The sequence below is a fragment of the Streptomyces coerulescens genome (assembly GCF_042657965.1).
In the GTDB taxonomy this organism is placed as follows: Bacteria; Actinomycetota; Actinomycetes; order Streptomycetales; family Streptomycetaceae; genus Streptomyces; species Streptomyces coerulescens.
The window spans coordinates 144,725-162,612 of sequence record NZ_JBHSKM010000002.1; the positions used below are offsets into that span (position 1 = coordinate 144,725).

Annotated in this window: 15 protein-coding genes, 2 pseudogenes and 1 riboswitch; of the genes and pseudogenes, 4 read left to right on the plus strand and 13 right to left on the minus strand. The window is 72.9% G+C overall.

From position 1 onward, the window contains the following. Nucleotides 1-37: 37 nt before the first annotated feature. Nucleotides 38-835 carry an N-formylglutamate amidohydrolase gene (locus tag ACFPQ9_RS02155; protein WP_380845556.1) on the plus strand — a complete coding sequence of 266 codons (798 nt, stop codon included), beginning with the start codon at nt 38-40 and terminating at the stop codon, nt 833-835. A gap of 9 nt (nt 836-844) precedes the next feature. Here ACFPQ9_RS02155 and ACFPQ9_RS02160 read toward each other — a convergent pair whose 3' ends face one another. The 3 genes from ACFPQ9_RS02160 to ACFPQ9_RS02170 are packed head-to-tail and all read right to left on the minus strand — an operon-like array spanning nt 845 to nt 3,395. Then, nucleotides 845-1,309: a hypothetical protein gene (locus ACFPQ9_RS02160; protein WP_380848340.1), complete on the minus strand. Its 465-nt coding sequence runs from the start codon at nt 1,307-1,309 to the stop codon at nt 845-847. Nucleotides 1,310-1,329: 20 nt separating this feature from the next. Next, nucleotides 1,330-1,905, minus strand: a complete 576-nt coding sequence (locus ACFPQ9_RS02165; protein ID WP_380845559.1) for an RNA polymerase sigma factor — start codon at nt 1,903-1,905, stop codon at nt 1,330-1,332. Nucleotides 1,906-1,964: 59 nt separating this feature from the next. Further along, complete coding sequence (locus tag ACFPQ9_RS02170; protein ID WP_380845562.1) at nt 1,965-3,395, minus strand: S8/S53 family peptidase; 1,431 nt, start codon at nt 3,393-3,395, stop codon at nt 1,965-1,967. A 148-nt stretch (nt 3,396-3,543) separates the two neighbouring features. On the opposite strand from ACFPQ9_RS02170, the gene ACFPQ9_RS02175 reads away from it, so the two are divergent. Continuing rightward, on the plus strand, nt 3,544-6,111 hold the full coding sequence (locus ACFPQ9_RS02175; protein WP_380848343.1) for a CHAT domain-containing protein: 2,568 nt from the start codon (nt 3,544-3,546) through the stop codon (nt 6,109-6,111). Nucleotides 6,112-6,143: 32 nt separating this feature from the next. Here the strand turns inward: ACFPQ9_RS02175 and ACFPQ9_RS02180 are convergent, their stop codons facing one another. Further along, a complete protein-coding gene (locus ACFPQ9_RS02180) occupies nt 6,144-8,069 on the minus strand; it encodes a LuxR family transcriptional regulator AbsR2 (RefSeq protein WP_380845565.1) in 1,926 nt (641 codons plus the stop codon). Nucleotides 8,070-8,164: 95 nt separating this feature from the next. Between ACFPQ9_RS02180 and absR1 the strand changes: the two genes are divergently transcribed. Continuing rightward, a complete protein-coding gene (absR1, locus tag ACFPQ9_RS02185; RefSeq protein ID WP_380845568.1) occupies nt 8,165-9,250 on the plus strand; it encodes a beta-glucuronidase AbsR1 in 1,086 nt (361 codons plus the stop codon). Nucleotides 9,251-9,382: 132 nt separating this feature from the next. Here absR1 and ACFPQ9_RS02190 read toward each other — a convergent pair whose 3' ends face one another. The 7 genes and pseudogenes from ACFPQ9_RS02190 to ACFPQ9_RS02220 form a co-directional block, all read right to left on the minus strand. Further along, nucleotides 9,383-10,507, minus strand: a complete 1,125-nt coding sequence (locus ACFPQ9_RS02190) for an LLM class flavin-dependent oxidoreductase (protein WP_380845571.1) — start codon at nt 10,505-10,507, stop codon at nt 9,383-9,385. Further along, nucleotides 10,500-11,570, minus strand: a complete 1,071-nt coding sequence (locus ACFPQ9_RS02195) for an LLM class flavin-dependent oxidoreductase (protein ID WP_380845574.1) — start codon at nt 11,568-11,570, stop codon at nt 10,500-10,502. Before ACFPQ9_RS02195 ends, ACFPQ9_RS02190 begins: the two co-directional genes overlap by 8 nt. After that, nucleotides 11,567-12,620: pseudogene (locus tag ACFPQ9_RS02200) on the minus strand (NtaA/DmoA family FMN-dependent monooxygenase); the annotation flags it as partial. The gene ACFPQ9_RS02195 and the pseudogene ACFPQ9_RS02200, both read right to left, overlap by 4 nt. Before the next feature lie 150 nt (nt 12,621-12,770). Continuing rightward, nucleotides 12,771-13,169, minus strand: a pseudogene (locus tag ACFPQ9_RS02205) (ABC transporter permease subunit); the annotation flags it as partial. A 169-nt stretch (nt 13,170-13,338) separates the two neighbouring features. Then, nucleotides 13,339-13,488, minus strand: coding sequence for a hypothetical protein (locus tag ACFPQ9_RS02210; protein ID WP_380845577.1), 150 nt, complete (start codon nt 13,486-13,488; stop codon nt 13,339-13,341). A 29-nt stretch (nt 13,489-13,517) separates the two neighbouring features. After that, nucleotides 13,518-13,625, minus strand: a riboswitch (SAM riboswitch). Nucleotides 13,626-13,692: 67 nt separating this feature from the next. Beyond that, nucleotides 13,693-14,589, minus strand: coding sequence for a glutathione S-transferase C-terminal domain-containing protein (locus tag ACFPQ9_RS02215; protein ID WP_380845580.1), 897 nt, complete (start codon nt 14,587-14,589; stop codon nt 13,693-13,695). Nucleotides 14,590-14,645: 56 nt separating this feature from the next. Further along, nucleotides 14,646-14,756 carry a putative leader peptide gene (locus ACFPQ9_RS02220; RefSeq protein ID WP_380845583.1) on the minus strand — a complete coding sequence of 37 codons (111 nt, stop codon included), beginning with the start codon at nt 14,754-14,756 and terminating at the stop codon, nt 14,646-14,648. Between the two features lie 179 nt (nt 14,757-14,935). Here ACFPQ9_RS02220 and ACFPQ9_RS02225 point away from each other — a divergent pair, with 179 nt between their 5' ends. Continuing rightward, nucleotides 14,936-15,514: a MarR family winged helix-turn-helix transcriptional regulator gene (locus tag ACFPQ9_RS02225; protein ID WP_380845586.1), complete on the plus strand. Its 579-nt coding sequence runs from the start codon at nt 14,936-14,938 to the stop codon at nt 15,512-15,514. 69 nt (nt 15,515-15,583) lie between these two features. On the opposite strand, the gene ACFPQ9_RS02230 is transcribed toward ACFPQ9_RS02225, so the two are convergent. After that, the gene (locus tag ACFPQ9_RS02230; protein ID WP_380845589.1) at nt 15,584-16,285 is read right to left on the minus strand and encodes a gamma-glutamyl-gamma-aminobutyrate hydrolase family protein; all 702 of its coding nucleotides are present in this window, start codon (nt 16,283-16,285) and stop codon (nt 15,584-15,586) included. Then, on the minus strand, nt 16,282-17,772 hold the full coding sequence (locus tag ACFPQ9_RS02235) for an aldehyde dehydrogenase (RefSeq protein ID WP_380845592.1): 1,491 nt from the start codon (nt 17,770-17,772) through the stop codon (nt 16,282-16,284). The genes ACFPQ9_RS02230 and ACFPQ9_RS02235 overlap by 4 nt, the downstream gene beginning before the upstream one ends. Between the last annotated feature and the right edge of the window lie 116 nt (nt 17,773-17,888).

A 17,888-nucleotide genomic window follows, 5' to 3' on the forward strand; every position in this document is an offset into this window, starting at 1 on the left:
TGCACCACGCCACTGACAACCCCCGGGAGCAGCCGTCATGACCTTCGCCGCGCCGTCCTTCGAGTGGCGCCCGGGCGCCGACGACTCCCCTGTGATCCTGCATGTACCGCACTCCGCGCGGGAGATCCCTCCGGCGGTCCGTGCCGGCATTCTGCTGGACGACGAGGCGTTGGAGCGGGAGCTGGATCACATCGTCGACGCGCACACCGAGGAACTGGCCGAGGCGGCGGCCGGGGTGGCGCAGAGTCGGCCGTGGCGGTTCGTGAATCGGCTGGCTCGGCTGGTCGTCGACCCGGAGCGGTTCCCCGACGAGCGGGAGGAGATGCTCGCCGTGGGCATGGGCGCCGTATACACCCGGACCACGCATCTCGCCGAGCTACGGCCCGCCGACTCGGACCCGGAGCCCCTCATCCAGCGGTACTTCCGGCCGTACGCGCGGGCCATGACGGACGCCGTGGCCGACCGGCTCGCCGCCACAGGGCGGGCGGTGATCATCGACCTGCACTCCTATCCGACCGCCCCGCTCCCCTACGAGCTGCACGGCGAGGGCCCGCGGCCCCCGGTCTGCCTGGGCAGCGATCCCTTCCACACGCCCGCGAAGCTGCTCGACGCGGCGCGCGAGGCGTTCGCCGAGTGCGGGGAGACCGGGCTGGACAGCCCGTTCAGCGGCACCTACGTGCCGTTGGGGTTCTACGGCACCGAGCCCCGGGTCTCCGCCCTGATGATCGAGATCCGCCGGGACACGTACATGGCGGAGCCGGGCGGTCCGGCGGGTCCCGGACTCGCCCGGCTCACGCGGGCGTTGGCGGCTCTGGTGGACGCCGCCGCTCGCTGACCCCGTGGATCAGGCCCGCAGCCACTCCGTGACGACGACCTCCCCGCCGGTGCGCAGCCGCAGGGCGAACGGGCCGCTGGGCGGGGCGTCGCTGGTGAAGCGGCCCATGTCGTCGGCGACGACCGGGGTGGCCGTCTGCGGGCCGCCGAGCACCTCGATACGCGCCTGCTGCGGCGGCAGCACCTGCCCCATCAGCCCCTGCGCGGAGACCTCCACGTCGACGGTCACCTCGCCCGCGCGGAAGGTCAGCATCCGCGGCACGTCCGTCGCGCCTCTGACCGGAATGGCGTCCTCGACCGAGTCGAAGGTCAGCTCGGCGATCCGGGCGTCGAGGTCGTGCAGCGCGAACGCCTCGACGGCGAGCCGGCGCAACTGGGCCGGTACCGGGTCCAGGATGGTGGCGGCCTGGCGGAGTTCCTCCTCCAGCAGCTCGATGTCGAAACCGTCGTCGGCGGGGGGTTCCTCGCCCGTCATGTCGTCGTGCATGTCGTCGTTCACAGCGCCCCCCGCGCGTTGAGTCGGGCCCGCAGCCGGCGCAGACAGCGCTGCCGCAGCGGCCCGATGCTGCCCACGGCGATGCCCAGTGCGGCGGACACCTCCTGGTAGCTGGGCGGCGGCGAGGCCATCAGCACACGCAGCAACTGGCGGCAGCGTTCGCCGAGTTCCTCGAACTCCTGCCACATCCAGCGGATGCGTTCGGACTCGGCGGCGGCCTCCTCCGAGTCCAGCACCGACTGTTCGGGCGTACGGTCCTCGCTGACCCGGTCGAGCAGCTGGGGATCGTTCGTCACGGTCAGTCGCCTTAAGCTCTTGAGCACCTTCAGACACTCGTGCCGCGCGGTGCTCGCGAGCCAGGACCCGGCCTTCTCGGGTTCCCGGATGCGCCCCAGGTGCTGGGCGAAGCGGAACCAGACGGTCTGGTAGACCTCATGGGCGTCGGCGTCACTCAGCCGGTGTGCGCGCACGACCGACCACACCAGCGGGCTCAGCCCTTCAACGAGCGCCTTCCAGGCCGCCGCGTCGCCGTCGACGGCGGACTGGACCAACGCGCCGACATCTGCACGGTCCACAGCCCCACCCCTCGTGTACGGCAAGTCATCGTACGCCGCGGAGGGGATGGTTCCGACCCTCATGACCGAGGAGCCGGGGGCAGGACGGGCACAGGACGCCAGGTCCCGGGGCGAAGCGCCGGTACGTGCGCCCCCCGCACCTCCGCGTAACCGGAGTTCGCGGCGAGCATCTTGTAGCGGGCGACCCTCGGGTCGCTCTCCTGCTGTGCGCTCATGTGGGCCGCGATCAGACCGGCGACCAGCGGGGTGGCGAACGAGGTGCCGCTCCAGTGCGCGAGCCCTTCGAACATCACCTGGTCGGGCTTGGTGGAGCCGCCCTGCTCGCTCAGCACGCCGGTGTGGCGCGGGGAGACACAGGTGCAGGCGTAGCCGAAGCCGTACCGGCAGGTGTCGTAGGTGGAGTGCTGGTAGATGTACGGCACGGGCGTGTCGAAGCCGGTGAGGACGCTGGTGAGGCGCTCGCCGGGCGCGTACACCTTCACCCAGGGGCCGTGGTTGCTGAAGCAGGCGCCGAACTCGCCGTCGCCGCGCAGCGCGCCGACCGACAGCACGACGTCCTGGTAGTCGGGCTGGTCGGCGTAGGCGGCGGGCCAGAAGGGCGTGGCGCTGCCGTTGTTGCCGGCCGCCGCGACGAGCAGGGTGCGCTGGTCGCGCAGCTCCCGCATGAAGGCGTCGATGCCGAGCAGGCCGTCGGTGCGGCCGTTGGACGTGCCCGCGGAGAGGCTGAGGATGTCGGGCCAGCCGCCCGCGTCGACGGCCTCGAAGAGCTTCTCGCCGAACTCGGACTCCAGGATGGCGCCCGCGTCGTTCAGCGAGTTGCGGACGGTGATGCCCGTGTTGGGCGCCACGGCCGCGACCAGCCCGGCGATGAACGTGCCGTGGCCGACGTACTGCTGGAGGACACCGTCGTCGTCGCACTCCTTGATCTGTGCGTCGCCGTCGGTGTGGGCCAGCAGCGGGGAGGACCGGAAGTCGCGCATGAGCCCGGTGTCGACGACCAGGACGCCGATCGCGCTGTCCTCGTCGTAACTGCCCTCGGCCGGCGACGGGTTGAGTCCTTCGGTCCGGGCGACGGGCGCGGGCTCGTCGCCGGGACAGGAGTTGACGGCGATCGACACCAGGTGGTTGCGGCTGACCAGCCGGCGTCCGGCCCGGCCCTCCGACTCCCGCAGGGCGCGCAGGGCGTGCGCCACGGGGCGGTCGCCGGCGCGGTCGCCCTCGCCGGGGTCGCCGACCTGGATACGGGTGATGCCCGAGCGGTTGGTCTGCGGGCTCGCCCGGCGCACATGGTCCTGCACCAGGTCGGGCTCGGCGGTGAAGTGCGCGCGCACGGTGTCCTCGACGACACGGGCGTCCTCGCCGTCACGGACGAGCACATAACCCTTCTCGTAGATGAACTCGGCGGAGTCGTCCGGTCCCATCGCGAGGGGGACGTCGGGCATGGAGCGCTGGATCTGCTCGAACTGCTCGTGGAATCGCTGTGGTGCCATGGCGTGTCCTCCCGCTGAGGCGACGGTCGTCAAATTGAGCCACGAGGTCGCTGATTGATACAGCGCCAAACCCGTGTGGCACGGTTCCGGGGCAACTACCATCCGTGGAGTGACAGCGGGAAGCGAATCGGTTCTCGAACTGCTGCCGATGGTGTTCGCCGCCCCGAACGACGCGCTGGCGCGGGCGGAGGGGCTGCTCGACGCCGATCCCTCGCCCCTGCACGCCTCCGTCGCCCACCAGGTGATCGGCATCTGGCAGCGCGACTGGGGCGACATGCGCATCGCCCTGCACCATCTGCGGCGCGCCCGGGATCTCGCGGCACGCGCGGATTCCGCCGACCGGGAGGCAGACGTCCTGGCGGCGCTCGGGGTCGCGTTGGTGCATGCGGGGCGCACACAGCAGGGGCTGGCCGCGCTGGAGCGCGGGATCGAACGCGGCAGCGGACACACACGCGCCCGGGTGCTGTTCCGCCGTGCCTACGCGCGCTGGGTCCTCGGCCACCACCGGGAGGCGCTGGAGGACGTGCGCCGGGCGATTCCGGTGCTGCGGCAGGTGGACGACGTCATCTGGACGGCGCGGGCGCTGACGCTGCGCGCGACCGTGCATCTGGCGCTCGGCGCGGTGGACCGGGCGGACGCCGACTTCACGGCGGCCGAGGCCCTGTGGGACACCACGGGCCAGGAGCACGACAAGGCCGACGCGGTGGAGAGCCGGGGTCTCGCGGCGTTCCGGTCGGGCGACATCCCGGTGGCGCTGCGGCTGCTGGACGAGGCGGAGGAGCGCTACGCCAAGCTCGGCACCCCGACGTTCATGCTGAACATCCGCCGCTGCGAGGTGCTGATGGCGGCCGGCCTGGCCCCGGAGGCGCTGGCCGAGGCCGACGCGGCGATCGCCGTCCTCGACCGCATCGGCGGCCAGTCCACCCGCAAGGCGGAGCTGCTCCTGGCGGCGGCGTCCGCCGCCCGGCTGGCCGGCGACGCGCACACCGCGATAGCCCGGGCCGACATGGCGGTGCGGCTGTTCGCCGGGCAGCGGCGCACCTGGTGGGAGACGCACGCCCGGCTGGTGCTGATCGAGGCGCGGGTGGCCGCCGGGCGCAGTTCGGGGCGGCTGGTGGCCGACACGGCCGCGGTCGCCGACCGGCTGGCCTCCTTCGGCGCGCCGGCCGCGCCGGAGGCCTCGCTGCTCGCCGGCCGGATCGCGCTCACCCTGGGCTGGCGGGCGGACGCCGAGCGGCATCTGGTCGTCGCCGCCCGCAGCAGGCGCAGCGGGCCGCCGCTGGCGCGGATGACGGGCTGGGCGGCGCAGGCGCTGCGAGCGCAGGCGGCCGGGTCCGGGCGCGGTGTCCTGGAGGCGTGCCGGCGCGGCCTCGACGTGCTCGACGCCCATCGGATGACGCTGGGCGCCACGGAGCTCCGGGCCCGCGCCACCGCGCAGGGCGCCGAACTGGCCGCCCTGGCCCAGCAGGCCAGCCGCGACTCCGGCAGCCCGCGCAGGCTGCTGGTGTGGAGCGAGCGCTGGCGGGCCACCGCGCTGTCGACACCGCCGACCCGGCCGCCGGCCGACCCGGAGCTGCTGAGCGACCTGACCGCCTTCCGGGAGATCGCGGCGCGTGCCGAGGAGGCCCGCCGCGACGCACGTCCGGTGCCGGCCCTGGAGCGTGAACAGCGGCGCCTGGAGCGGGAGATCCGGTCCCGGACCCTGCATCTGCGGGGCGACACGCCCGGCGACGGCCACCGCTTCGAACCGGGCCGGCTGCTTCAGCGGCTGGGCGACGACATACGGCTGGTCGAACTCGCCGTGCTGGACGGGCGGGTGCAGGTGCTGCTGTGCGGTCAGGGCCGGGTGCGCCGGTACGAGGCCGGGCTGCTGGCCGAGGCGGAGACCGAGGCCGAGCACGTGCAGGCGGGGCTGCGCCGGTTGGCCCACCCGGGCGCGGAGGCTCGGATGCCGGTGGTGGAGGCGGCGGGGCGGCGCCTGGAGGAACTGCTGCTCGGCCCGGCGGCGGCCCAGCTCGGGGACGGCCCTGTGGTGGTCGTTCCGCCCGCCCGGCTGCACCGGGTGCCGTGGGCCCTGCTGCCGTCGCTGCGGGAGCGGGTGCTCAGCGTGTCGCCGTCGGCGAGCGGCTGGCTGCGCGCCCGGGACACCGAGCCACCGCCGGGCGGCCGCCAGGTACTGGTGCGTGGGCCCGGTCTGGCGACCGGCGGCGCGGAAGTGCCCCATCTGGCGGGCCGGTACGGCGGTGCCGTCGTCCTGGAACACGCCGACGCCCGCGTCCCGCAGGTGCTGGAGGAGCTCGACGGCGCGGCGCTGGCCCATATCGCCGCCCATGGCACGTTCCGCGCGGACGGCCCGTTGTTCTCGTCGCTGCGGATGGCCGACGGGCCGCTGATCGTGCACGACTTCGAACGCCTGGCCCGCAGCCCGTACCGCATCATCCTGTCCTGCTGCGACACCGCCCGGTTCGCCTCCGTCGGCGCCGACGAGCTGCTCGGCCTGGTCACGGCGCTGCTGCCGCTCGGCACGGCGGGTGTGGTGGCGTGCACGGCGCCCGTCAACGACGCCGCGGTGGTGCCGCTGATGCTCGCGCTGCACAAGGGACTCAGCCAGGGGCTGTCCCTCGCCGAGGCGCTGCGCGACGCGCGGGCGGCTCTGCCGGGTGATGCGCTGCATCGGGCGACAGGCTGGGCGTTCTCCGCGTTCGGAGCGGCCTGAGCCGTTCATCGACCCGGCCTCGGTCGACCGGCTCACGCCGGCTGGGCGTCCGGCAGTTGCACCAGCCACGGCAGTGCGCCGCGGTCGCCTGCGCCGAGGCGGGCGTAGGCGCTGTAGAGGTGGTTGCCGACGGTGCGTACGGACAGGGTGAGCTTCTCGGCGATCTGCCGGTTGCTCAGCCCGGTGGCCGCCAGCGTCACGATCTGCCGTTGCCGGGCGGTCAGTTCGCCGAGGACCAACCCGGACAGGGCGGGGGTACGGGCGCCCTGGCAGCGGCGGGCCAGCGCGACGGCACGCATGCGTGAGGTGCGGGCGGCGCGCGGGTCGCGGTGCGCCCGTACGGCCTGGGCGTGCGCCTCGGCCGCGAAGAGCAGGAAGCCGCGCTCCTGGAGCTGTCGGGCCACCTGGTCCAGCGCGGGACCGTCGGCGCGGGCGAGCGCGTCGGCGTGCTCGGCGAAGACACCCGTCAGGCGGCCCGCGGCGCGCTCGGGATCGCCGAGGCGGACGGCGTCGTAAGCGTCTCCGCCGATCGCCCCGATCGCCCCGATCGCCCCGATCGACCCGGCTGCGTCGTACGGGTCGGCGCCGGTCACGCCGGTCGACCCCGCTGCGTCGTACGCGTCTGCGCCGGTCACCCCGGTCGACCCGCCGGCGTCGTCGCGGGCCGCCCTCGGCCGGGTGACCGCCCCACCCCCGTGGGGGCGGCCACCCAGGATCTCGTGCGCGGTCGTGGCATCGCCCGACTGCGCGGTGGCGAGGGCGAGTTCGCGGCGGCAGGACGGGTCCTCGGCGCCGTCCAGCAGCCCCTGACGCGCCCAGGCCGCCGCCTCCCGCAGCTCACCGCGCAGCCGCGCGAACCGGGCCCGTACGGCCGCGTATCCGGCCGGCACCGGCGCGCCCTCCGCGACCAGCCACTCCCCCACCGGCGCCGGCGCCTGCCGTACGTCCGCCCGCTCGATGCGGCGGCTCAGCTCGTCCCGTTCGGCGTCCAGGGCGGGGCCGCACTGCTCGGGCGTGCGGGAGAGCCGCCTCGCGCGCAGCCGGCCGGCCGCGGCCCGCAGCACCGGGCCGTGCAAGGGGTGGGCGAGGCGGACGGCACCGCGGTCGTCGACGTGGACCAGCGTGTCGGCCTCCAGGGGTTCCAGGGCACGCAGGTCTAGCCGGTCCGTCTCCAGATCCAGGGGCAACGGCTCGGCGAAGGCGAGGCGTTCGAGGATCCCGCGCTGTTCGGCGCAGGTGCGCTCCAGGACATGCGCGGTGCGCTCACGGACCGTCGGCGTCATCGGCACCGGGCCACGCCACGCCCACTCCTGTGTCTCCTCGACGCGGGTGAGCAGGGCGTGTTCGCGTACCGCGCCCGTCAGGTCGCGCATGAGGCGCAGGTCGCCGCGGCACAGACGGTGCAGCCGGTTGACGGTGAGCGGGTCGAGGCCGGCGCCCGCCGCCTCGGCGGCCAGCAGCCGGGCGGTGTCCTCCCGGGGCAGCGGCTCCAGGGTGAGGCGGGGCAGGAGTTCGCCGGTCCACAGTCGGGAGATCGCGCCGGGAGCGGAGGCTCCGTCGGTGGTGACGACCAGGAGCCGGGTGCGGCCGTGCACGGCCAGTTGGTGGACCAGGGCGGCCGAGGCGTCGTCGAGCAGATGGGCGTCGTCGACCAGCAGCAGCCGTACGCCGGACAGATGCTGGAGCGCGCCGTGCAGGGAGGCCGACTCGGGGACGAGGTGCGCGAACGCGGCGAAGCGGATACGGCGGGTCTCGGGGGTGCCGGCCACCCGGGCGCAGTCGGTGCCACGGACGGCCTCGGCCACCAGCCGGGTCTTGCCGCTGCCGGCCGGGCCCGTGATCACGATGCCGTTGCGGCCCGCGGCCAGGGCCCCTCGGACCAGCTCCAGTTCGTCCTCCCGGCCGGTGAACGGCCAGGGCAGTTCCAGGGTCTTCGGATCGCGTACGTAGGTCGTCACGGCAATAGGAGCACGGTGACTCACTTCTGATACACGGGTACTTGAGTAGCCCCCGACTCAAGCGCGGACGGCGGGCTCACCGGCAGCCTGTCCGCATGACCGCTCGCTACTGCTCCCTCGCGCAGCAGTCGGCCCCCGCCTTCGCGCCGGGGCTGGCCGCCGAGCGGCTCAGTGCGCTCATCTGCGGTCGCCGTATGTGGGTCAACGGCACCGTGCTGCACTACCACTTCTTCGACCGGGACTCCGACGGATCCTCGATCCCGGATCCGGAGACCGGCGAGAGCAGGCATGTCTCGTGGGTCGGCGGGAAGGAGCAGCGCGAAGTGGTGCGCGAGTGCTTCCAGGAGTGGCAGGGCCTGGGCGTCGGGCTGTCGTTCGTGGAGGTCGGCGACCGGTCGGAGGCCGAGCTGCGCATCGGGTTCCAGGTGGGCGACGGCTCCTGGTCGACCGTCGGCAAGGACGCGCTCCAGGTCGGTCTGAACGAGCGCACCATGAACTTCGGCTGGGACCTGACGGTGCCCGGGGAGCGCGGGACGGCCCTGCACGAGATCGGGCACGCGCTCGGCATGCTGCACGAGCACCAGAGCCCGTTCGCCGGCATTCACTGGGACGACGAGGCCGTGTACGCCGATCTGGCCGGCCCGCCGAACTTCTGGAGCCGGGACAAGACGTTCTTCAACATTCTGCGCAAGCTGGACGCGAACGAGGTCAACGGCTCCGTCTGGGACCCGCAGTCGATCATGGAGTACCCCTTCTCGGGTGGGCTGATCCTGGAGCCGGAGCAGTTCCGCGGCGGCCTCAACCCGCCGGGTGTGCTGTCCCGGGCCGACAAGGAGTTCGTCCGCCGCTGGTACCCGCCGACCGAGCCGCCCGGCCCGCGCGAGCTGGTGCCCTTCCGCTCGGTTCCGCTGCGACTCGGCCCGGCGGAGCAGGCCGACTTCGTGATCGAGCCGCCGGAGACACGCGAGTACACGGTGGGCACGTTCGGCGACAGCGACACGGTCGTGGTGGTCTTCGAGGAACGCGACGGCGAACCGCGCTACCTCTCCGGCCAGGACGACGGCGGCACCCCGCACAACGCCACGCTCAAGGCGCGCCTCGTCAAGGGCCGCCGCTATTTCGTCCGGGTGCGCCTCTATGCCGGCTGGGGTTCGGGGGAGACGGCGGTCATGTGCTGGTGACGGCACGGAGCCGCTGACGCGCGCGGACGGGACAGTCCACAGTCCGGCGCCGGGGAGAGTGGGCGGACGCCACCTTCGGGGGAGGGTGACGTCCGCCCACGCCGGCGTCTCCCACCTCGCGGCACACGTCCGTCACCTGCGTCGCCACTCCCGCGCCAGCAGCTCGTAGGACCGCACCCGGTCCGCGTGGTCGTGGGTGATCGTGGTGATCAGCAACTCGTCTGCGCCCGTGGCCTCCCGGAGCTGTTCCAGCCGGTCGGCGACCCGGCCCGGCGTTCCGACGAACTGCGTGTCGATTCGGTCCCGCACGAGTTCCCTGTCGTCGTCGCTCCAGGTGTGGGCGCGCGCCTCCTCGGGTGTGGGGAAAGGGATGGCACCCTCGGCGGTGCGGATGCCGCGCACCCACAGGCCGTAGCCGGTGGCGAGTTCGCGTGCCCTCGCGTCGTCCTCGGCCACGACGACGTCGGCCGAGACGGTGACGTACGGCTTGTCGAGGACCTCGGACGGTTGGAAGAGGGCGCGGTAGGCCTCCACCGCTTCCAGGACCGTGGCGGGGCTGACGTAGTAGTTCGCGGCGAAGCGCAGGCCCCGGCCGCCCGCGGCCTCGGCGCTCTGACCGCCGCTGCTGCCGAGGATCCACACCTCGACCTCGGCACCCTCACCGGGCACGACGTGCGCCTCGACGCCCTCCGGGGAGCGGTAGGTGCCGGCGAGCAGGGCGAGGACGTCGTCGATCTGCTCGGCGTAGTCCTGCGGTTCGGCGTGGGGCAGGAGCAGCAGTCGGCGCTGGAGGGCGACTCGGGGTGAGCCCAGGAGACGCTCGAAGGAGAAGCGGGGCGGGATGGGCAGACCGTTCGGGGCGCGGCCGTCGACGACCGGGGTGGCCGTGGGCACGGTCGCCCTCTCTCCGGGCGGGCGGCCGCCCGAGCGGCCCAGGCCCAGGTCGAGGCGGCCGGGGTGCAGGGCGTCGAGCAGGCCGAACTCCTCGACCGTGGAGAGCGCGGTGCGATGGCCGAGTTGTACGGCGCCGGAGCCCAGGCGGATGGTGGAGGTGGCCGCGGCGGTGAGGGCCAGGACGACCGCCGGTGACGTGCCCGCGACGCCCGGGTTGAGGTGGTGTTCGGCGAACCAGTAGCGGGCGTAGCCGAGGCGTTCCGCCCGCTGCGCCAGGTCGATCGAGTTGCGCAGGGCGTCGGCGGCCGTCGATCCGGAGGGGATCGGGACCAGGTCGAGGACGCCGAGAGGGATGTCAGACATGGGTCGGCTGCTGTGCGGGGCCCCAGGTGAAGGGCGGGTCGGGAAGGTCCTTGCGCAGCACCGGCGCCACCGCCGACTGGAACAGCTCCAGCGAGTCACGGTGCCGGGTGTCGCTGAGGCCGCTCGCGTCCGCGTGGACGTGGATCGCCGTGTGGCCGAACTGCTCGTGGTAGCGGTGCACCTTGTCGATGACCTGCTGCGGACTGCCGATCAGGGCGGAGCTGCGCTCGACGAAGTCCTCCAGGGTTTCGAAGACGACGGGCAGGCCCGCCTGTGTGAAGAAGGCGAGGTTGGCCTCGAAGACCGGTCGGTAGGCGGCCAGTGCCTCCTGGGAGGTGGGAGCGACGCAGATGCCCGCCGTGCCGGCGCCGATCGCGATGTCGGCCGGGTCGTGGCCGTAGTGCTCCCAGCGCTCGCGGTAGTGCCGGATCAACTCGGCGTAGGGCTCGATGGGGTGGGTGACGTTGGCCGAGAACAGCGGGTCACCGTAGCGGGCGGCCAGGTCGACGGACTCCTCGCTGGTGGCGCTGCCGTGCCAGACCCGGACGGGCCGCTGGTACGGCCGTGGCCACACCTCGGCGTCCGTGAGCGGCGGGCGGAACCGGGTGTCCGCGGTGACCTTGTCCTGGCGCCAGATGCGCCGGAAGACCTCGTAGCTCTCGGCGTTGCGGTCCCACTGGTCCTCCGGCGTGACGTGGAACAGGTCGCGCTGTGCGGCGCCGTTGCCCTTGCCGATGATCAGGTCCAGACGGCCGTCGGACAGGTGGTCCAGGGTCGCGTAGTCCTCATAGGCCCGCACCGGGTCCAGCAGGCTGAGGGTCGTCACGGCCGTGAACAGCCGGATGCGCTTCGTCGGCGCGGCGACGTGGCTCAGCACGACGGCCGGGGACGACGAGATGAACGGGCGCTCGTGCCGCTCCCCCACGCCGAAGCCGTCGAAGCCCAGTTCCTCGGCGAGCAGGGCGTTGTCTAGGACCTCGCGGAAGCGGTCGTGTGTCGGCTTGAGCACCCCGGTGACCGGATCCGGACGGTGCACGATCAGGGTGATCGCGATGAACTTCACGATGCGACCCGCTCGGCGCGTGCCTGGTCCGGGTGCGCCAGGCCGAGGTGGTCGCGCAGGGTCGTGCCCTCGTACTCGGTGCGGAACACGCCCTGTTCCTGGAGCAGTGGGACGACCTTGTCGGCGAACTCGTCGAGACCCGTCGGTGTGACGTGCGGGACGAGTGAAGCCGTCGCTCGCGTCGGCCTGCACGGGGTCGTTGAGGGTCCTGGCGAGGGTGGCGGGGGAGCCCACGAAGTTCTGCCGGTTTCCGGTGTTGATGACCAGGTCGCGGATGGACCACTTGTTGGCCTCGGCCAGTTCGCGCCACTCGCGCGCGGTGGCGATCGGGTCCCGGTACATGCGGACTTGGGCGCGGCCCTTGGAGATGTGGTCGTCTCCGATGTCCGGGTCGATGTCGGGGAGGGGGCCTTCCGGGTCGTACGCCGACAGGTCCCGGTTCCAGACGAACTCCAGGTGCTTGAGGGCGGTGGTTCCGCTGACCTGCTGACGGCGCACCTCACGGGCGAGTTCCCCGGCCTCGGCGTCGGTGTCGGCGAGTGCGACGGTCGCGGCGGGCAGGATGAGCAGTTGGTCGGAGCGCCGGCCGTATGTGGCCAGGCGGGACTTGACGTCGCTGTAGAAGGCCCGGCCCGCCTCCAGAGTGCCGTGCCGGCTGAAGACGGCGTCCGCTTCCGCGGCGGCGAACTCGCGGCCTTCGTCGGAGTCGCCGGCCTGGAGGATGACCGGGCGGCCCTGCGGGGAGCGCGGGACGTTGAACTGTCCGTGGATGTCGAAGTGCTGCCCGGTGTGGACGAAGGCTCCGGCTTCGGCGTCCCGCAGGAAGGTTCCGCTCTCCTGGTCGGCGAGGATCTCGTCGACGTGCCAGGAGTCGAAGAGTTCGCCCGCGGTGGCGAGGAACTCCTTGGCGCGGGAGTAGCGCTCCTCCTGCGGCAGGAAGCCGCCGCGGCGGAAGTTCTCGCCGGTGAACGCGTCCCAGGACGTGACCACGTTCCAGGCGGAGCGGCCGCCGGAGAGGTGGTCGAGGCTGGCGAACTGACGGACGACCTCGGCGGCGTACGCGGACTCGTGGAGGCTGATGCCGACGACCGCGAGCACGAGGTCGGTGGCGAGCTTGGACTCGTCGAAGGAGAAGAAGGCGGGGCCGAAGGGCACGCCCACGCTCAGCGTCTTGTACAGGGCGCTGAAGTTGTAGAGGAACAGCAGCACCACGATCAGCGGGACGGAGCGGAACGCCCAGACGTAGATCCAGCTGACCGCCCGTAGGACCGGGCTCCGCGAGAGCCGTGCCAGCGCCAGCAGGATTCCGCCGAGGAGGCCCAGCACCGCGCTGTAGGCGGTGACTTCGAGGGTGACGAGGAGCCCGTCGAGGATGGTCGGCCGCAGGAACCAGTAGCCGAAGCGGTCCCACTGGTAGAAGGGGTTGGTCACCAGTCCGTGGACGAACTGGGCCGCCAGGACGAGGACCACCGCGGTGGCGAGCCGGCGACCGGGCCGGCGCAGCGGCAGAACTCGCTGTGCCCTCAGCGGCTTTGAAGGGGTGTCGGCGGTCGTCGGTGCCTCGGCGAGGGACACGGCGGCGCCTGGGGGTCCACTCATGGAGGGCTCCGACAGGAGTCGGAATTCCCCAGGCCCGGCGCAGGGTGTGGCAACGACGTCCGCTGGGCGGCGCGTCGGCTCACGGGAGGCGCGGGTACCGGGGGCTGGGCGGGCGACAGCACACCGCAAAGGCGGTGTTCGTCAGGGAGTGCCGGGCTGGGAGAAGGTGTCAGCCTCGACAGCGGGCACGGCCCGGTGCGGTACACAGTGCGCTGTTGACTCGGAGCAGATCCACGGTGCGGTCGGCGACGAGCAGGTTCGCGAACGGCAGGAAGCAGCTCTGGGAGCGGCGTTCGGCCGTCCTGGGAGCTGCGTCCATGTCGTCACTCGCTTTCCCGGCCCCTGGGGGCCTCGCGCTTACCGAATGTCATCCGGTCCGGTCGTCACCTGGGCACCCCACCGCGACGCGAGGGTTGCCGGTCAGCGAGCCAGGGCTTGTCACTGACGCTCATGACCGTTCTGGGCCGTAAGTTACGACAGTTGCCCGAACGAATGTCAACGCCGGTCCACGGTCTGGACCGGCTCAGGGCCCGTCGACCTGCGGTCGGGCATCCGATCCGGCTGCCGCGTGGGCCGTCCAGTCCAGGATCTGGACAGCGGCGCCGGCGGCCTCAAGGCCCTGACAACGCGCGTGGTGGCGGCGGGCGATGGCGTCGAGGTCGAGATGCGCGCCGAACGCCGAGTCGGCGGTGAGCCGGCGCGCGTAGTCCCACAGGGCGGGGTGGTCGGCGATGCGCTGCACGGCCGTCGCGTCCAGGTGGTGGCGGTGGACGGTGTCGAGCTGGACCAGGGTGACCCACAACTCGATGTCGGCGGCGGTGATCTGATGACGGATCATATGGGTACGTCCGTCGAGCCAGCGGTCCAGCGCGCCCAGGGAGCGCAGCAGCGTCCCGAGCGCCTCGTCGCGCTCCCCCGGCTCGGCACCCGCTGCCCCCGCACGCTGCGCGGCCTCCTCGATGCCCTGCGCGCACATCTGCTCGACGGCCTCGATCTCCGACTCCGCGCCGCACGGGTAGAGCTCCGCACACCCGTGGCCGAAGCGCCGGGCGAGGTCCCTGACGATGTCGGGAGCGTGCGTGCTCACGATGCGACCGGACCAGTCGTCGCTGAGGACCGGGGCGAGGGCCGGCCCGGCGTACCGGTGGGCGCTTGCGTCGTAGAGGGGACGCAGGACGGCGTGTCCGCCGTCGGAGCCGTCGGGGATCGGGGGCAGGAAGGTCGCGGGACAGATGTCGTCGAGGCCCAGCAGGGCGTGGGCGACGGCGATGCGCAGGCCGTCCGGGCAGGCCGTCGACAGATGGAGGCGGTAGCGGCGCGGCACGGCGTAGTGGCCGCTGCGCGCGTCCCTGCCGATACGGCCCCGGAAGGCGGGGGCGGACTGGGTGGACGGGTGTGCGGCCAACGGTGTGACGGACATGACTCTCCCCGGGGCAGGCGTGTGGACGTGCGCGGTCGGCGGAAGCGACGTGGAGGTCAGCCCCGGGGGCTGATCGCGCTGCATACGCGGAGCAGGTCGATGTGGCGGCGGGACGTGAGAAGGGGCGTACGGATCACTCGGCCGGTGGCCGACTCGAGACGCCCCATGTTTCCCTACCAATTCACTAGGAATCCTGCTCGAGTGTCGGTCCGCCCGCGGCCGGCGTCAAGAGGGCGTCCAGGGTCCGGGAATCGGCGGGCCCTTCCGTACAATTTGAACCCGAACGAAAATCGTCCGCTCCCCGTCCGACACCGCCTGTCCGACGCCGCGGCCAAAGGAGAGTGCCATGCCCGGCCAACGATCGATCACCGCCGCCGAGAAGCTGGCCGAGGCCAAGCTCGGCGGTATCCCGCTGCACCGGGAGCAGATGGCCGTGGTCGCCAACATCTACCGCGCGGCCTCCACGGTCCGGCAGCACCTGGAGAACTCCGTGCTGCGCGGCGCCGATCTGACCTGGACGGCGTTCGTGGTGCTCTGGGTGGTCTGGGTGTGGGGCGAGTCGGAGACCCGGCATGTCGCGGAGGAGGCCGGGATCTCCAAGGGCACGCTCACGGGTGTGGCGCGGACGCTGGAGGGGCGGGGGCTGGTGAAGCGGGCCGGGCACCCCAGTGACGGCAGGCTCGTGCTGCTCAGCCTCACCGAGGAGGGCGAGGAGCTGATGCGCCGGCTGTTCCCCGCGTTCAACGAGGAGGAGGCCTTCGTCGCCGGGCAGCTCAGCGACGAGGAGTGCCGGAGCGTGGCGGAGGGGCTGCGCCGGGTCGTGCTCCAGGTGGAGGAGCAGGGCGAGGACCGCCGGCTCGCCCTGCTCGACGGAGCCGAGCCCGCCCCTCGCCGCAGCGGCCGGCGGGCCAGGAACGACGGCTGAAGGCGGCGGGCCAGGAGCGACGGCTGAGGGCGGCGGGCCAGGAACGACGGCTGAGGGCGCGGCCCTCGCTCAGCGCCGCTCGTGTGCCGCGCTCACCAGGGCGTCGAAGAGCGCCTGCTGAGCACCGTCCCGGTGAGCCGTGTCCTCGGGGTGCCACTGCACCGCCGTGAACCACCCCTGCGCGCCGGGGAGTTCGAGTCCCTCCACCGTTCCGTCGGCGGCGCGGGCCGTCACCGTGAGGCCGGTGCCGAGGCGGTCCACCCGTTGGTGGTGGTAGCAGGAGGCCTCCGCCTTCTCCGCCCCGAGGGCACGTTCCAGCAAGGTGCCACGGTCGATCGCCACCGGGTGCACGAGATGCCGGTGTTCGTGTTCGGGGCCGCCCATGTCCTGCTCCAGCGTGCCGCCGAGGGCGACGTTCACGGTCTGCAGACCGCGGCAGATCGCCAGCAGGGGGATGCCGAGGTCCAGTGCGCGCCGCGCGGCTTCGAGGTCGAAGGTGTCCTGGAGGTCGTCCACGTCGTAGACGCTCGCGTGAGTGTCGGCGGCGCCGTAGCGGTGCGGGGCGAGGTCGCCGCCGCCGGGGAGCAGGACGCCGTCGAAGCGGGCGAGACGTCCGGCGACGTCACCGGCCGCGGGATGGATGCTCGCCGGTTCACCGCCGGCCCGCCAGACCGCCTCGATCAGGGCGCGGGCGTTGGCCTCGGCGGCGTAGCGCAGAGCGGAGGTGGTGGCGGAGAAGCGGGCAGGGACGGCGATCAGCGGACGGGTCACAGCTGGATCCAGGTCGTCTTGAGCTCGGTGTACTTCTCCAGGGCGTGCGCGGACTTGTCGCGGCCGTTCCCGGACTGCTTCATGCCGCCGAAGGGGACGGTCAGGTCGCCCTCCTCGTAGCAGTTGACCCAGACCGTGCCGGCCTTCAGGGCGCGGGAGACCATGTGGGCGGTGGACAGGTCGGAGGTCCACAGGCCGGCGGCGAGGCCGTACTCGGTGGCGTTGGCCAGCCGTACCGCCTCGTCCAGGTCGTCGAAGGCGAGGACGGACAGGACGGGGCCGAAGATCTCCTCGCGGGCCAGTCGCATCGTCGGCTCGACCCCGTCGAAGACGGTCGGCTCCAGGTAGGTGCCGCCGGTCTCGGCGAGGACGCGCTCACCGCCGGTGCGCAACCGGGCGCCCTCCTCCCGGCCGGTCCCGATGTGCCCGAGGACGCGGCCGAGGTGGGCCTCGCCGACCAGCGCGCCCATCTCGGTGGCCGGGTCCAGGGGGTCGCCGACTCGCAGCTCACGGGCCCGGCGTACGACGGCCTCGGTGACGCGTTCGGCGACGGAGGAGTGCACGAGGAGCCGGGAGGGCGCGGTGCACATCTCACCCTGGTTGAAGAAGATGCCCCAGGCCGCGGTGGCGGCGGCCCGGTCCAGGTCGGGGGCGTCGGGCAGGACGATGTTCGGTGACTTGCCGCCGAGTTCGAGCCAGACGCGCTTGAGGTTGGAGTCGGCCGCGTAGTGCAGGAAGTGCCGGCCGACGGCGGTGGAGCCGGTGAAGGCCAGGACGTCGACGTCGGGGTGGAGTCCGAGGGCCCGCCCGGCGACGGGGCCCTCGCCGTTCACGACGTTGAGCACGCCCGGCGGCAGCCCGGCCTCGGTGGCCAGCCGGCCGAGGAGCAGGGCGGACAGCGGGGAGTTCTCGGACGGCTTCAGTACGACCGTGCAGCCGGCGGCGAGCGCCGGGGCGATCTTCCAGCCGGCGAGGGTCAGGGGGAAGTTCCAGGGCACGACCGCGCCGACGACACCGGCCGGTTCCCGGGTGACCAGGGCGAGGGCGTCGGGGGCGGTGTGCGGGGACTCGTCGGTGAGCTTGTCGGCGAGCTGGCCGTACCAGCGGAAGGTGGTGATGGCGGCGCGCAGCTCGATGTCGTGGGCGTCGGTGATGGGTTTGCCCATCTCCAGGCTGACGGTGAGTGCCAGTTCCGCGCGCCGTTCCTCCAGCAGGTCGGCGATCCGCAGCAGCACCCGGCCGCGCTCGACGGGTGCCAGGCGCGGCCAGGGTCCGGTGTCGAAGGCGCGCCGTGCGGCGGCGACGGCCGCGTCCACCTCGGCGGCGCCTCCGTCGGCGACCTGCGCCAGCGTCTGTCCGTCCCGGGGCGAGACGGCCGCGAAGGTCCCTCCGGCGCCCGGTTCGTCGGCGCCGTCGATGTGATGGGCGCCGGACGGATGCAGGGACTTGGCGCGACGCAGCCACTCTTCGTGGGTGACGGCGGACATGCGAGGACCTCCAGATGACGTCTGATCTCGTATCTCGTACGAAAGGGTCGGTCCGAGCGCCGACCGGGCAATCGCCCGCCGTCCGGCCGAGAGCGGCTCGGCCGGACGGCGGGCGT

What these genes read in the sequence shown, in the direction of transcription:
- ACFPQ9_RS02155 (WP_380845556.1), top strand. Translation starts at nt 38, where the DNA reads ATGACCTTCGCCGCGCCGTCCTTCGAGTGGCGCCCGGGCGCCGACGAC.
- ACFPQ9_RS02160 (WP_380848340.1), bottom strand. Translation starts at nt 1,309, where the DNA reads ATGACGGGCGAGGAACCCCCCGCCGACGACGGTTTCGACATCGAGCTG.
- ACFPQ9_RS02170 (WP_380845562.1), bottom strand. Translation starts at nt 3,395, where the DNA reads ATGGCACCACAGCGATTCCACGAGCAGTTCGAGCAGATCCAGCGCTCC.
- ACFPQ9_RS02175 (WP_380848343.1), top strand. Translation starts at nt 3,544, where the DNA reads ATGGTGTTCGCCGCCCCGAACGACGCGCTGGCGCGGGCGGAGGGGCTG.
- absR1 (WP_380845568.1), top strand. Translation starts at nt 8,165, where the DNA reads ATGACCGCTCGCTACTGCTCCCTCGCGCAGCAGTCGGCCCCCGCCTTC.
- ACFPQ9_RS02190 (WP_380845571.1), bottom strand. Translation starts at nt 10,507, where the DNA reads ATGTCTGACATCCCTCTCGGCGTCCTCGACCTGGTCCCGATCCCCTCC.
- ACFPQ9_RS02210 (WP_380845577.1), bottom strand. Translation starts at nt 13,488, where the DNA reads ATGGACGCAGCTCCCAGGACGGCCGAACGCCGCTCCCAGAGCTGCTTC.
- ACFPQ9_RS02215 (WP_380845580.1), bottom strand. Translation starts at nt 14,589, where the DNA reads ATGTCCGTCACACCGTTGGCCGCACACCCGTCCACCCAGTCCGCCCCC.
- ACFPQ9_RS02220 (WP_380845583.1), bottom strand. Translation starts at nt 14,756, where the DNA reads ATGGGGCGTCTCGAGTCGGCCACCGGCCGAGTGATCCGTACGCCCCTT.
- ACFPQ9_RS02225 (WP_380845586.1), top strand. Translation starts at nt 14,936, where the DNA reads ATGCCCGGCCAACGATCGATCACCGCCGCCGAGAAGCTGGCCGAGGCC.
- ACFPQ9_RS02235 (WP_380845592.1), bottom strand. Translation starts at nt 17,772, where the DNA reads ATGTCCGCCGTCACCCACGAAGAGTGGCTGCGTCGCGCCAAGTCCCTG.